This window comes from Sphingomonas quercus (assembly GCF_018863195.1).
GTDB lineage: Bacteria > Pseudomonadota > Alphaproteobacteria > Sphingomonadales > Sphingomonadaceae > Solisphingomonas > Solisphingomonas quercus.
Genome location: NZ_JAHKRT010000001.1, coordinates 40,037 through 53,720, shown reverse-complemented (window position 1 = coordinate 53,720; position 13,684 = coordinate 40,037). Strand labels below are relative to the sequence as shown.

At 67.4% G+C, this 13,684-nt stretch carries 13 protein-coding genes, 1 tRNA gene and 1 pseudogene; 14 read left to right on the top strand and 1 reads right to left on the bottom strand.

Going from position 1 to position 13,684, the window contains the following annotated elements:
* Positions 1–88: 88 nt before the first annotated feature.
* From rpsB to rpmE, 12 genes and pseudogenes are all read left to right on the top strand, one after another.
* Positions 89–841 carry a 30S ribosomal protein S2 gene (rpsB, locus tag KOF26_RS00235; protein ID WP_216318180.1) on the top strand — a complete coding sequence of 251 codons (753 nt, stop codon included), beginning with the start codon at positions 89–91 and terminating at the stop codon, positions 839–841.
* 81 nt (positions 842–922) lie between these two features.
* Complete coding sequence (gene tsf, locus KOF26_RS00230; protein ID WP_216318177.1) at positions 923–1,846, top strand: translation elongation factor Ts; 924 nt, start codon at positions 923–925, stop codon at positions 1,844–1,846.
* 149 nt (positions 1,847–1,995) lie between these two features.
* Positions 1,996–2,709, top strand: a pseudogene (pyrH, locus tag KOF26_RS00225) (UMP kinase); the annotation flags it as partial.
* A gap of 93 nt (positions 2,710–2,802) precedes the next feature.
* Positions 2,803–3,366: a ribosome recycling factor gene (gene frr, locus KOF26_RS00220; RefSeq protein WP_216318171.1), complete on the top strand. Its 564-nt coding sequence runs from the start codon at positions 2,803–2,805 to the stop codon at positions 3,364–3,366.
* A 50-nt stretch (positions 3,367–3,416) separates the two neighbouring features.
* Positions 3,417–4,109, top strand: coding sequence for an isoprenyl transferase (locus KOF26_RS00215; protein WP_363181488.1), 693 nt, complete (start codon positions 3,417–3,419; stop codon positions 4,107–4,109).
* Entirely contained in the window at positions 4,106–4,903 is a 798-nt protein-coding gene (locus KOF26_RS00210; RefSeq protein WP_363181486.1) for a phosphatidate cytidylyltransferase, read from the top strand. The genes KOF26_RS00215 and KOF26_RS00210 overlap by 4 nt, the downstream gene beginning before the upstream one ends.
* Entirely contained in the window at positions 4,894–6,060 is a 1,167-nt protein-coding gene (locus KOF26_RS00205) for a 1-deoxy-D-xylulose-5-phosphate reductoisomerase (protein ID WP_216319816.1), read from the top strand. Before KOF26_RS00210 ends, KOF26_RS00205 begins: the two co-directional genes overlap by 10 nt.
* On the top strand, positions 6,057–7,190 hold the full coding sequence (rseP, locus tag KOF26_RS00200) for an RIP metalloprotease RseP (RefSeq protein ID WP_216318166.1): 1,134 nt from the start codon (positions 6,057–6,059) through the stop codon (positions 7,188–7,190). The genes KOF26_RS00205 and rseP overlap by 4 nt, the downstream gene beginning before the upstream one ends.
* A gap of 82 nt (positions 7,191–7,272) precedes the next feature.
* Positions 7,273–9,969: an outer membrane protein assembly factor BamA gene (bamA, locus tag KOF26_RS00195; RefSeq protein ID WP_435876827.1), complete on the top strand. Its 2,697-nt coding sequence runs from the start codon at positions 7,273–7,275 to the stop codon at positions 9,967–9,969.
* Positions 9,969–10,604 (top strand): OmpH/Skp family outer membrane protein, encoded by a 636-nt coding sequence (locus KOF26_RS00190; protein WP_216318163.1) that lies wholly within the window; start codon positions 9,969–9,971, stop codon positions 10,602–10,604. Before bamA ends, KOF26_RS00190 begins: the two co-directional genes overlap by 1 nt.
* 10 nt (positions 10,605–10,614) lie before the next feature.
* Positions 10,615–11,085, top strand: a complete 471-nt coding sequence (fabZ, locus tag KOF26_RS00185) for a 3-hydroxyacyl-ACP dehydratase FabZ (RefSeq protein WP_216318160.1) — start codon at positions 10,615–10,617, stop codon at positions 11,083–11,085.
* A 96-nt stretch (positions 11,086–11,181) separates the two neighbouring features.
* Positions 11,182–11,412: a 50S ribosomal protein L31 gene (gene rpmE, locus KOF26_RS00180; protein WP_216318157.1), complete on the top strand. Its 231-nt coding sequence runs from the start codon at positions 11,182–11,184 to the stop codon at positions 11,410–11,412.
* A 52-nt stretch (positions 11,413–11,464) separates the two neighbouring features.
* Here the strand turns inward: rpmE and KOF26_RS00175 are convergent, their stop codons facing one another.
* Positions 11,465–11,794, bottom strand: coding sequence for a hypothetical protein (locus KOF26_RS00175; RefSeq protein WP_253200893.1), 330 nt, complete (start codon positions 11,792–11,794; stop codon positions 11,465–11,467).
* 95 nt (positions 11,795–11,889) lie between these two features.
* Between KOF26_RS00175 and KOF26_RS00170 the strand changes: the two genes are divergently transcribed.
* Positions 11,890–11,979, top strand: a tRNA-Ser gene (locus KOF26_RS00170).
* Between the two features lie 139 nt (positions 11,980–12,118).
* On the top strand, positions 12,119–13,675 hold the full coding sequence (locus KOF26_RS00165) for an MFS transporter (protein ID WP_216318155.1): 1,557 nt from the start codon (positions 12,119–12,121) through the stop codon (positions 13,673–13,675).
* The last annotated feature ends 9 nt before the right edge of the window (positions 13,676–13,684 follow it).

Sequence of the window (13,684 nt, the reverse complement as noted above, 5' to 3'; positions counted from 1 at the left end):
GTCCATCCCGCATGCGGAGCGCCATAACCCGGTGCCGATCTCGGTCGGTCACTGCTCCGCAGAGGTTCAACCGGAAGGAGATTATCCTATGGCGGTTCCCACCGTCTCCATGCAGGCGCTGCTCGACGCCGGCGCCCACTTCGGCCACCAGACCCATCGCTGGAATCCGAAGATGAAGCCGTATATTTTCGGCGACCGCAACGGCATCCACATCATCGACCTGTCGCAGACCGTGCCGCTGTTCGCGCGCGCTCTCGATTTCGTGTCGCAGACGGTCGCGGCCGGCGGCAAGGTGCTGTTCGTCGGTACCAAGCGCCAGGCGCAGGAGCCGATTGCCGACGCCGCGCGCCGTTCGGGCCAGCATTTCGTCAACCATCGCTGGCTGGGCGGCATGCTCACCAACTGGAAGACGATCTCCAACTCGATCAAGCGCTTCAAGAGCCTCGAGGAGCAGCTTTCGGGCGATACCCAGGGCTTCACCAAGAAGGAAGTCCTCCAGCTCACCCGTGAGCGCGACAAGCTCGAGCTGTCGCTCGGCGGCATCCGCGACATGGGCGGCGTGCCGGACGTGATGTTCGTCATCGACGCCAACAAGGAAGAGCTGGCGATCAAGGAAGCCAACACGCTGGGTATCCCGGTGGTCGCGATCCTCGATTCCAACGTGTCGCCCGACGGCATCGCCTTCCCGATCCCGGCGAACGACGACGCCAGCCGCGCCATCCGTCTTTACTGCGAGGCGATCGCCGAGGCCGCCACCCGCGGCAACCAGGGCAACCGCGCGTCGCGCGGCGAGGATCTGGGCGCGATGGACGAGCCGCCCGCGGAAGCCGCTCTCGCGTAACAGATCGGCGATAGCCGGATTTCATCGCGGGGCGGCTGGCACAGTCGCCCCGCGTCATTTCAAGCCCGAAAGGATTTCGCCATGGCGGAGATCACCGCTGCCACCGTCAAGGAACTGCGCGAGCGCACCGGCGCCGGCATGATGGATTGCAAGAAGGCGCTCGCCGAAGTCTCCGGCGACATGGAAGCCGCGATCGACTGGCTGCGCACCAAGGGCCTCGCCGCCGCCGCCAAGAAGGCCGGCCGTCAGGCCGCCGAGGGCCTGGTCGGCGTCGCCGTCGCCGGCACCACGGGCGCTGCCGTCGAGGTCAATTCCGAGACCGACTTCGTTGCCAAGAACGACCAGTTCCAGCAGTTCGTCCGTGACGTGACCCAGGTCGCGCTGGCGACGGGCGACAATATCGAGGCGCTGGCCGCGGCCGCCTATCCGGGCGGCGGCACGGTTCAGGAGAAGCTGACCGCCAATATCGCCACCATCGGCGAGAATCAGGCGCTCCGCCGCGCGCAGATCATCTCGGTCACCGAGGGCGTGATCGTGCCCTATGTGCACAATGCTGTGGCCCCCGGCCTCGGCAAGATCGGCGTGCTGGTCGCGCTCGAATCCGCTGCGTCGGCCGACAAGCTGGAGGCGCTGGGCAAGCAGCTCGCCATGCACATCGCCGCCGCCAACCCGCAGGCGCTCCATGCCGAGGGTCTCGATCCGGTGATGATCGAGCGCGAGCGCGTCGTCGCCGCCGAGAAGGCGAACGAGAGCGGCAAGCCCGCCAACATCATCGAGAAGATGGTCGAGGGCGCGATCGCCAAGTTCAAGAAGGAAGCGGCGCTGCTCAGCCAGCTGTTCGTCATGGACAACAAGACGCCGGTGCAGGACGTGGTCAGTGCCGCCGCGAAGGAAGCCGGCACGCCGATCACGCTGAAGGGCTATGTCCGCTTCCAGCTGGGCGAGGGCATCGAGAAGCAGCAGTCGGATTTCGCCGCCGAGGTCGCCGCCGCCGCTGGCGTCTGAGCTATCGTCGAACCGGAAGGGGCGCCGGTCGCAGCGATGCGATCGGCGCCCTTTTGCCGTCCGGCCACCCTTTGCTTTCCGGCAACGGCGCCTCTAAGGTGCCGCCCGCCCCAACCCCCCTTCATGCTGCAGATCGGACGCCTCCATCCATGTCTCGCCCGCGCTTCAACCGGATCCTGCTGAAGCTCTCCGGGGAGGTGCTGATGGGCGACGGGCGGGTGTCGATCGATCCCGAGACCACCGCCCGCGTCGCCCAGGAAATCGCGGATGCCCGCGCCATGGGCCATGAGCTGTGCGTGGTTGTCGGCGGGGGCAATATCTTCCGCGGCCTGGCCGCCGCCGCCAAGGGCATCGAGCGGACCACCGCCGATTATATGGGCATGCTGGCGACGGTGATGAATGCCCTCGCGGTGCAGAACGCGCTCGAGCAGATCGGCGTCGATACCCGCGTCCAGTCCGCCATCCCGATGGCCTCGGTGTGCGAGCCCTATATCCGCAGGCGAGCCGAACGGCATCTGGAGAAGGGGCGGATCGTGATCTTCGCGGCGGGCGTCGGCAGCCCCTTCTTCACCACCGACACCGGCGCCGCGCTCCGCGCCGCCGAGATGAAGTGCGACGCGCTGTTCAAGGGCACCTCGGTCGATGGCGTCTATGATGCCGATCCCAAGAAGGTACCGGGCGCGCGCCGCTATGATCAGGTCAGCTTCAACACCGTGCTGGCGGATGATCTGAAGGTGATGGACGCCTCGGCGGTGGCGCTGTGTCGCGACAATGATATCCCGATCGTGGTGTTCAACATCCGCGAGCAGGGCAATCTCGCCCGGGTGCTGGCCGGCGAAGGCGTGGCCACGGTCGTCGGCAATCTGAAGCAGGATGAGGGGCTCGAACATCGCCGGCGCAGTTCAGACGCGATGGTTGAGATCGAGCCCAAGACATTGACGGAACAGGAGTAAGACATGGCCGGACCAACCTATGACAAGGCCGATCTCGATCGCCGCATGGCCGGCGCCGTCGAATCGCTGAAGCATGATCTCCAGGGCCTGCGCACCGGCCGCGCGTCGGTGTCGCTGCTCGATCCGGTGACGGTCGAGGTTTATGGCGCGCACATGCCGATCAGCCAGCTGGCGACCGTCTCCGCGCCTGAGCCGCGGCTGCTTTCGGTGCAGGTGTGGGACAAGAGCAATGTCGGCCCCGTCGACAAGGCGATCCGTTCGGCCGGGCTCGGCCTCAACCCGATCGTCGATGGCCAGACGCTGCGCCTGCCCATCCCCGATCTGACCGAGGAGCGCCGCAAGGAGCTTGCCAAGCTCGCCGGCCAATATGCCGAGAAGGCCAAGATCGCGGTGCGCAACGTGCGTCGCGACGGCATGGACAACCTCAAGACCGACGAGAAGAAGCACGGCCTCTCCGAGGACGAGCGCAAGCGCCACGAGACCGACGTGCAGAAGGCGACCGACGCCACCATCGCCGATATCGATGCCGCGTTCGCCGCCAAGGAAAAGGAAATCCTCGGAAAGTGACGGCGGCGACTGCCCTTTCCGTGCGGGGTGACGGGGGCGGGGGCAGGGCCGTGCCCCGCCATGTCGCCATCATCATGGACGGCAATGGCCGTTGGGCGAAGGCGCGCTTCCTGCCGCGCATCGCCGGCCATCGCCAGGGCGCCGAGGCGGTGCGCCGCACCGTCCGCGCCGCCGGCGAAATCGGCATCGAGGTGCTCACCCTCTACGCCTTTTCGTCCGAGAACTGGCGGCGGCCGGTCGAGGAGGTCAGCGACCTGATGGGCTTGCTACGCCACTTCCTCAAGGCGGAGGTGGCAGAGCTGGTCGCGAATGGCGCGCGGCTGCGGGTGATCGGCGATCTGGCGCGACTGGATGCCGATGTCCGCGCGCTGATCGACGAGGCGATCGCGCGCACCGCCTCCGGCACGCGGCTGACGCTGGTGCTGGCGCTGAACTATGGCGCCCAGGACGAGCTGGTCCGCGCCGCGCGCGCCCTCGCGGAGGAGGCGCGCGCCGGCACGCTCGTGCCGGAAGCAATCGATGTCGAGGAGATCGAGGCGCGGCTGGATACCGCCGGCCTGCCGCCGGTGGACCTGCTGATCCGCACCTCAGGCGAGGTGCGCCTTTCCAATTTCCTGCTGTGGCAGGCGGCCTATGCGGAGCTGATGTTCGTCGACACGCTGTGGCCGGATTTCGACGCTGCGGCGCTGGCCGAGGCGGTCACCCGCTTCGGCGCACGCGAGCGGCGCTTCGGGGGCCTGTGAGCGAGGGGGCCGCCCCCGCCGGCCGCCGCCGCTCCGATCTGCCGGTGCGGGCGGCCTCGGGCGTGGTGATGATCATCATCGCCGTCGCCGCCATCGGCTACGGCTCGATCGCCTTCACCGGCCTGCTCAGCGCGGCGGCGGTGGCCATCGCGGTGGAATGGGCCGGGCTGATGGGGGCCGGCCGGGTGGCGACCCGCCTGCTCGTTGCCGCGACGGCGCTGCCGCTGATTCTGTTGATCCTGCTCGGCTCGGATGTGCCGCGTGAGGCTATCCTCGCCGCCGCCGTCGCCGCAGCGCTCGCCGTGGCGCTGCTGTCGCGCAGCGTCTGGAACGGTGCGGGCGTGCTCTATGCGCTGCTGCCGATCCTGTCGCTCATCTACCTGCGCGATCAATATGACGGGATCACGCTGACCTTGTGGACGCTGGTCATCGTATGGGCGACCGACATCGGCGCCTATTTCGCCGGCCGCGCCATCGGCGGGCCGAAGCTGGCGCCGCGGCTCAGCCCGAACAAGACCTGGGCGGGGCTGATCGGCGGCATGGTGGCAGCGCTGGTCATCGGCGTGGCACTGGCCTTTCCGTTCAACATCTCGTTCCGGCTCGCCGGTACCGCCGCGCTGCTCGCCGCCGCCGCGCAGGGCGGCGATCTGTTCGAGAGCTGGCTGAAACGGCGCGCGGGCGTCAAGGATAGCGGCCACCTCCTGCCCGGACATGGCGGGGTGATGGACCGGGTGGACGGCGTGGTGCCGGTGGCGGTGATCGTCGCCGGACTGGTGATGGTGGGATATCCGTGAAGCGTAGCGTTTCAGTGCTTGGCGCCACCGGCTCGGTCGGCACCTCGACGCTCGACCTGATCGAGCGCGCCCCCGACGACTATCGCGTCGTCGCCCTTACCGCGCATCGCGATGTCGCCGGCCTGGCAGACGCGGCGCGGCGCCTGGGGGCGGAGGTCGCGGTGATCGGCGAGCCGGGGCTTTACGCGGCTCTGCGCGACGCGCTGGAAGGCTCCGGCATCGAGGCAGCCGCCGGCGGAGACGCGATCGTCGAGGCGGCGGCGCGGCCGGCGGACTGGACGATGGCCGCGATCGTCGGCTGCGCCGGGCTGCCGCCGGTGATGGCGGCGCTGGAGCGCGGCGGCACGGTCGCCCTGGCCAACAAGGAGGCGCTGGTTTCCGCCGGCGCGCTGATGATTGCGGCGGTGGAGCGCAACGGCGCGACGCTGCTGCCGGTCGATTCCGAGCACAACGCCATCTTTCAATGCCTGGACCGCACCGACCTGAGCCGCGTCCGCCGCATCGTGCTGACGGCGAGCGGTGGCCCGTTCCGCACCTGGTCGCCCGAGCAGATGCGGGGCGTCACCCCGGCCGAGGCGGTGAAGCACCCGAACTGGTCGATGGGCGCCAAGATCTCCGTCGATTCCGCCACGATGATGAACAAGGGGCTGGAGCTGATCGAGGCGCACCACCTGTTCCCGGTGGGACCCGAGCGGCTCGATATCCTCGTCCATCCGCAATCGGTAATCCATTCGATGGTCGATTATGTCGACGGGTCGACGCTCGCCCAGCTCGGCTCGCCGGATATGCGCGTGCCGATCGCCCACGCGCTTGCCTGGCCACGGCGGATGGAGACGCCGTGTCGGCCGCTCGACCTCGCCGCGATCGGCACGCTGACCTTCGAGGCGCCCGATCCGGCGCGGTTCCCGGCGCTGGCGCTGGCGCGCGCCGCGCTGGCGGCGGGTGGGGCGCGGCCGGCCGTGCTCAACGCGGCGAATGAACGGGCCGTCGCGGCATTTCTGGAACGACGCGCCGGCTTCCTCGATATCGCCGCAATCGTCGATCAAGCTCTTTGCGCCTATGATCCGCCCGCGCCCGCCTCGCTCGACGACGTATTCGCTATCGATGCCGAGGCGCGGGCCTATGCCGACAGGGCGCTGGAGACCGTGATCGCGTGACTGAGACCCCCGGCATCATCATGACCGTGTTGAGCTTCCTGCTCGTCATCGGTCCCCTGATCTTCATCCACGAGATGGGGCATTATCTCGCCGGCCGCGCCTGCGGGGTGAAGGCCGACGTGTTCTCGATCGGCTTCGGCCGCGAGCTGTTCGGCTGGACGGATCGCCGCGGCACGCGCTGGAAAGTCGGCTGGATGCCGATCGGCGGCTATGTGAAGTTCGCCGGCGACATGAATCCGGCGTCCACGCCGACCACGGAATGGCTGGCGCTGCCCGCCGCCGAGCGCGCGCGCACTTTCCAGGCCAAGTCGGTATGGCAGCGTTTCCTGATCGTGCTGGCCGGGCCGGCGACCAATTTCCTGTTCGCGATCCTCGTTTTCTGCGCCGTATTCGCGACGCTGGGCGAGCCGACCACCCCGCCCGTGATCGCCGGCGTCCAGCCGGGCTCCCCGGCCGCCGCCGCCGGCCTGCGCGCGGGCGATCGCATCACCAGCGTGTCCGGCCGCGCCATCGGGCGCTTCGAGCAGATTCAGGACATCGTTCAGATCCGCCCCGGCGAGCGCATGACGCTGGCCGTCGAGCGCGATGGCCGGACGATGTCGCTGCCAATCGTCACGGGCTCCCAGCTGCTGCGCGATCGCTTCGGCAACGAGATGCGCATCGGCCGCCTCGGCATCCTCGCCGGGCGCGGCGAGATGCGCAAGCTCGGGCCGACCGAAGTGGTCGGCGCGTCGCTGCGCTACACCGTCAACGCCGTCGGCATGATGATCGAGACCACCGCCCAGATCATTCGCGGCCAGCGTGCCGCCAGCGAGATGGGCGGTCCGCTCAAGATCGCCCAGGTCTCCGGCCAGCAGGCGAGCATGGGCTGGTTCGAGTTCATCTGGTTCATGACGATGATCTCCATCAATCTGGGGTTCATCAATCTGCTGCCAGTTCCTTTGCTGGACGGCGGGCACCTGTTCTTCTACGCGATCGAGGCGGTTCGCCGCCGGCCGCTGGAGCCCAGGGTGCAGGAATGGGCGTTCCGGTCGGGTCTGGCGATGCTCCTGTCGTTGATGCTGTTCGTGACGTTCAACGATCTGGGTTCTTTCGGCTTATGGCGGACGCTTGCCGGCTTGATCGGTTGAGCCGCTTGGGGCAGGGCGGCGGGCTAGCTAACAGGGCTCAAGGGACGGGCGTTTCGCGCGTTCCAGCGGGTGAAGGCGGGGATTGGTGAGTCAAAAGGGTTACGGCGATCGCCGCACGACGGTTTCCGCACTCCGCTTCGGTACGGCACTCGGCGGCGGGCTGATGTTGTGTGTGGCCAGCGCGCAGGCGCAGGCCCCGGCACAGGGCCCCGGTGCGGGTGCAGCGCCGCCGCCGGTGGCGTTCCCGAACGCATCGGCGCCGGCGCCGATGACGGGCGGCGTCATCAAATCGATCTCGGTGGTCGGCAACCAGCGGCTCGAGGCGGACACCGTCCGCTCCTATATCAAGCTCAAGGCGGGTGACGCCTATACCCGCGAATCGCTCGATCAGGCGCTGAAGGATCTTTACGCCACCGAGCTGTTCGCCGACGTCTCGATCAACCAGGCGACCGACGACATCGTCATCACCGTGCGCGAGAATCCGGTGATCAACCGCATTGTGCTGGAGGGCAACAAGCGCCTGAAGGAAGACAAGATCCGGCCGGAGATCAAGCTCGCCCCGCGCCAGATCTTCACCCGCTCCAAGGTCCGCGCCGACGTGGCGCGCATCATCGAGCTTTATCGCCGTCAGGGCCGCTTCGCCGCCACCGTCGAGCCGAAGATGGTCCAGCTCGACCAGAACCGCGTCGATGTCGTGTTCGAGATCAGCGAGGGGGCGAAATCCAAGGTCCGGCGCATCAACATCATCGGCAACGAGAAATTCTCGGACGGCCGCCTGCGTGGCGAGATGGCCACCAAGGAAAGCTCGATCACCCACATCTTCTCGTCCGGCACCAGCTATGATCCGGATCGGCTGGCTTACGACCAGCAGAAGATGCGCCAGTTCTATCTGACCGAGGGCTATGCCGATTTCCGCGTCGTCTCGGCGGTCGCCGAGCTGACCCCGGACAAGAAGGACTTCATCATCACCTATGTGGTGGAGGAGGGCGAACGCTACAAATTCGGCGACGTGAAGATCGAAAGCGACATCCGCGATCTCCGGCCCGAGATGCTCCAGTACCTCATCCGCATGAAGAAGGATGACTGGTACAACGCCAAGATGATCGAGGACACTGTCGATCAGATGACGGAGACGGCCGGTCTGCTCGGCTATGCCTTCGCGGACGTCAGCCCGGATTTCCGGCGCGACAAGGACAAGCTGCAGATGAACGTCACCTTCAAGGTGGCGGACGCTCCGCGTGTCTATGTCGAGCGCATCAACATCAACGGCAACACCGTCACCCGCGACAAGGTGATCCGCCGCGAGTTCCGCCTCGGGGAGGGCGACGCCTTCAACGGCTTCCAGGTGAAGCGTTCGCGCGATCGCATCCGCAGCCTCGGTTATTTCCAGGACAAGCTGGAGATCGAGCAGAAGCAGGGCTCGGCGCCGGATCGCGTCGTGCTCGAGGCGAATGTCGAGGAAAAGGCCACTGGCGAGCTGCAGGTCTCGGCCGGCTTCTCCAGCCTCGAGCGGTTCATCGTCAACCTGTCGGTCACCCAGCGCAACTTCATGGGCAAGGGCCAGGAACTGCGCGCCAGCGTCGACTATTCGACCTATTCCAAGTCGATCGAGCTGGGCTTCACCGAGCCCTATCTGTTCGATCGCAACATCGCCGTCGGCGGCGACGTGTTCAGGCGCGACTATAACTCGTTCAACTATCTGAACGACGATCGCCAGACCACCTATCATCAGGTGTCGACCGGCTTCCAGATCCGCTCCGGCGTGCCGCTCACCGAATATACCCAGCTGGCGCTGCGCTACGGCCTGACTTTCGACAATGTCACGCTCGACAAGGGCACCTTCTATACCAACGGCGTCTGCGACCCGCTGCTTGCCGGGCGCTATCTCTGCGACGCCGTCGGCAACCGGCTGACCTCGTCGGTGGGCTACAGCTTCGTCTTCGACAATCTGAACAACCGCCTCCGCCCGTCGGCGGGCCAGCGCGTCGTGTTCAGCCAGGACGTGGCGGGCCTGGGCGGCGACGTGAAATATCTGCGCAGCCGCCTCGAGGGCACCAAATACTGGAACGTGTTCGGCGGCTTCATCTTCTCGGTGGGCGGCGAGGGCGGCGCCATCCTGCCATTCCAGAAGGGGCGCAACGGCTCCGACGCGGTTCGCCTGACCGATCGCTTCATGCTCGGTTCGCCGCAGATGCGCGGCTTCGACATTCGCGGCATCGGCCCGCGCGTGAAGCGCACCCCCTATGACACGAGCACCGATGATCCCAACGATCTGGTCACCGACAAGAACCAGATCCAGGACGACGCCATCGGCGGCCGCTATTATTATCATGCTCGCGCCGAGCTGGAGATCCCGCTTTCGGCCGGTGCGCGCGAAATGGGCCTGCGCCCGTCCATCTATGTCGATGCCGGCGCGTTGTGGGGCGTGAAGAAGCCGAGCTATGCCGACGGCACGCTGATCGACCAGAAGCAGGTCGTGGTGCGCGACATCCTCGACAAGAACGGCAATCTCCAGTGCCTCGACGGCAATGGCCTGATCTCCGGCACGGTGCCGGTCGGCTCGGTCTGCCCGAACGGGACGACCAAATACACCAACACCATCAACCCCTTCCGCGAGGAATTCCTGGGCGATTCGCCCCGGCCGCGCATCGCGGTGGGCTTCGGCGTGAACTGGAACTCGCCGTTCGGCCCGCTGCGCCTCGACATCGCCAAGGCCCTTGTCACCGTGAAGGGCGACGATCCGAAATTGTTCACTTTCAACGTAGGGACCCAGTTCTGATGAAGACGATGATCAAGAGCGCGGCGCTTGGCCTCGCCATCTTCGCCGCCGTGCCGGCCGCCGCCCAGACCGGCGGCATCGTCACGGTCGACCTCAACCGCCTGTTCTCCGAGAGCCTCGCGGCCAAGAACGGCGCCACCCAGATCCAGACCAAGTATCAGGGCACCGCGACCAGCCAGCAGAATGCGTTCAACGCGGCGGCGACCGCCTACAACACCCAGGTCGAGGCCGCCCGCAAGCTGGTGAAGCCGGACGGCTCGGGCCTTCCCGACGCAAACCGCGCCGCCCTCGCCGATGCCCAGCAGAAGCTGCAGGCCGCCGACGAGGCGCTCAACCGCACCCAGCAGGAAGCGAACGCGGTCGGCAATTTCGTGCGCGACCAGATCCTGCGCGCCGCGGTGCCGATCGCCGAGCAGATCCGCGCCGAGCGCAAGGTTGCGGCGGTGATTCCGCGCAACGAGGCACTGGCCGCAGATCCCGCCGCCGACGTGACGACGACGCTGATGCAGCGCCTCGACACGCAGCTCAAGACGGTGAGCATCCAGCTGCCGCAGCAGGGCGCCCCCGCCGCCGGCGCCGCGCCGGCTCCGGCCGCCGCTGCTCCGGCCGCTCCTGCCGCCGCGCCGGGCCGCTGAGGCGAACGCGATGAGCGACGCCGCCACCAATCTGGGGCCGCTTGACGTCCGCCGGGTGATGGCGGCGCTGCCGCATCGCTACCCGATGCTGCTGGTCGACCGGGTCGAAGAGCTCGTCGTCGACCAGCGCATCGTCGCGGTGAAGGCGGTGACGGTCAACGAGGGCTTCTTCGCCGGCCACTTTCCTGGCCGGCCGATCATGCCCGGCGTGCTGATCGTCGAGGCGCTGGCGCAGGCCGCCGGCGTGCTGGCTGTCGAGAGCCTCGGTCTCGCCGGCTCGGGCAAGCTCGTCTATTTCATGTCGATCGACGAGGTGAAGTTCCGCCAGCCGGTCGAGCCCGGCTGCCTGCTCCGCCTCGAGGTGGAGTTCGTCCAGAAGCGCGCCACCGTCTGCAAGTTCGCCGGCAGGGCGATGCTTGACGGCAAGGTGGCGGCGCAGGCCAACTTCACGGCGATGATTGCTGATCCGCCAGCCGAGTAGGCGGGGGGGCGGCGAGCTTGTGTTTTCGGGGCGGTGCCGCTATGGCGCCGCCTTCTTTTCAGGCTGGTCGGAACCAGCCGCCATGGAGATTGCGCGGTGAAGAAGGATATCCATCCCAACTATCACATGATCAAGGTGCAGATGACCGACGGCACGGTCTACGAGACGCGCTCGACCTGGGGGTCCGAGGGCGACACGCTGCAGCTCGACATCGACCCGACCGTCCACCCGGCGTGGACCGGCGGCAACGCGCGCCTTCTCGACCAGGGCGGCCAGGTCGCGCGCTTCAACAAGCGCTTCGGCGGGCTCAGCCTCACCAAGAAGTAAGTTCGTCCGATCGGACGGCGGGACGGGCGGCCATCGGCCGCCCGTTTGCGTTTCAGCGGCAGACCGGCAGCTTGAGGCTGGCCAGGTCCGCGCAGGGCCGCGCCTGGACCGATTGATCGGCACCGACGAACACCGCGAAGCGGCCGCCCGGGTTGCAGGTCGCCGTCCACATCATCAGATTCTTGTAGGGCTGCTGGAAATCCGCCTTCTCGACGCGACCGCATCGGTTGCCGTTGTTGGTGATCGCCTGCCGCATCGCAGCCTTCTGCTGATCGGGGGACAGCTTGCGCAGTCGGTCATTGAAGGCGTTGGCGCTGGGCTGGGCGAGCGCCGCGCTCGCGCCGAACAGCGTCACGACGAGGACGAGCAGGGGGCGGGGCATCACGAAACTCCTCCGAAAAACGATGGGCGACTCATGGTGACAGGATAGCGCCCTTTCCTCCTCGGCGGGGAGAGGATAAGCGCATCCGGCCAGCAGGATGGGTGGCCGAGTGGTTTAAGGCAGCGGTCTTGAAAACCGCCGTGGGTTCACGCCCACCGTGGGTTCGAATCCCACCCCATCCGCCAGATATTGCGCGCCGGCCTGATGCTCTTCCCGATCCTTCGCCGGGGACGGACGGTCGCGCCGGCAGCGGCAGGAGCTAGTGTGCCGGGCACGGGCGTCGCTGGGGATGGCGGCGCCGTCAGGGCGGTGTAAAGCAGTGGCATGGGCGGGTGGGGCAGCACTTTATCGGACCGGCAGGCGATCTGGGCGTTCGTGCTCGGCTGCGTCGCCGTCACCGCGGGCGTCTGCGCGCATCTGCCGATGTTCGCGATGGCGCGGACGATGCATTATCAGCTCGCCGGCATGCCGATGGATCGGCTGATGATCGCCGGCATGGGCGCGATCGTCGCGGGCATGCTCGTCGCCGCCTATGGGCTGCTGCCGCGCAATGTCACTGCCCACTATGCCGCGAGCGCGGACATCGTCGTCGCCGCGCCCGAGGATGCGCCACTCGGCCTTGCCCATTGGGGGCTGATGCTGGTGCTGGTTGTCGCGCTCGTCATCGACGTGATGAAGCCGGCGTCGCTGGGCTTCACCGTGCCCGGCATGATCAGCGAATATCGGGTGGCCAAGGCGACGGTGTCGCTGGTGCCGTTCGCGGCGCTGGCGGGCACGGTCGCCGGATCGGTGCTGTGGGGAGTCATCGCCGACGTCTACGGGCGCAAGGCGTCAATCCTGCTGTCGGCGGTGATGTTCGTCGGCACGTCGATCTGCGGCGCGATGCCCAGTCTCGCCTGGAATATCGCGATGTGCTTCATGATGGGGGCGGCAGCGGGCGGGATGCTGCCGGTTACCTATGCCCTGCTCGCGGAGATGATGCCGAACCGCCACCGTGGCTGGAGCCTGGTGCTGGTCGGCGGGTTGGGCGCCGTCGGCGGTTATTTCGCGGCGAGCGGCCTTTCCGCAATCCTGCAGCCGATTTTCGGCTGGCGCATCCTGTGGCTGGCCAATCTGCCGACCGGGCTGACATTGGTGCTGCTCGGCGCATTCATCCCGGAATCGGCCAAGTTCCTGCTGGCGCGCGGCCGCGTGGCGGAAGCGGAGGCGGTGATGCGCCGTTTCGGGTCGAAGGCGCGAAAGGTGCCGCCAATGGCCTCCGCCCCGGCCGCCGGGTCGCACGCGCTGACCGGCCTCAGCCTCTACGGCAAGCTCGCCGCGCTCAGCGTCTGCGCGCTGTCCTGGGGATTGATCAATTTCGGGCTGCTGCTGTGGCTTCCCGCCGATCTTGTCGCCAAGGGTTATTCGGTCGGCGTGTCGAGCCGGCTGCTCGCCGAAAGCGCCCTGATCGCCTTTCCCACGGTATTCCTCGCAGCGCTGCTCTACAGCCGATGGAGCACCAAATGGTCGTTGGTGGCGATGGTCGCGCTGACGCTCGCCGGGCTGGCGCTGGTGTTGCGGCTCGAACTCGCCGGCGTCGGCAGCCCGGTGTTGCCGGTGGCGCTGCTGATCGTGGGGACGAATGGCATCATCGCCATCGTTCTGCCCTATGCCGCCGAAAGCTTTCCGCTCCGCGTACGCGGTCGGGCCACCGGCTGGGTGGCGGCATGCACCAAGGCGGGCGGGCTGTTCGCGCAGGCGCTGACGATCAGTGGCATCGCTCTGTCGATGGGGCTGGCCGCGGCGCTGATCATGCTGCCGACGATCGTCGCGCTGATCCTCGTCGCCTGGTTCGGCCGCGAGACGCGCGGGCGCGACCTGCGCCAGCTCGACCTGGCCTGACGACCGACC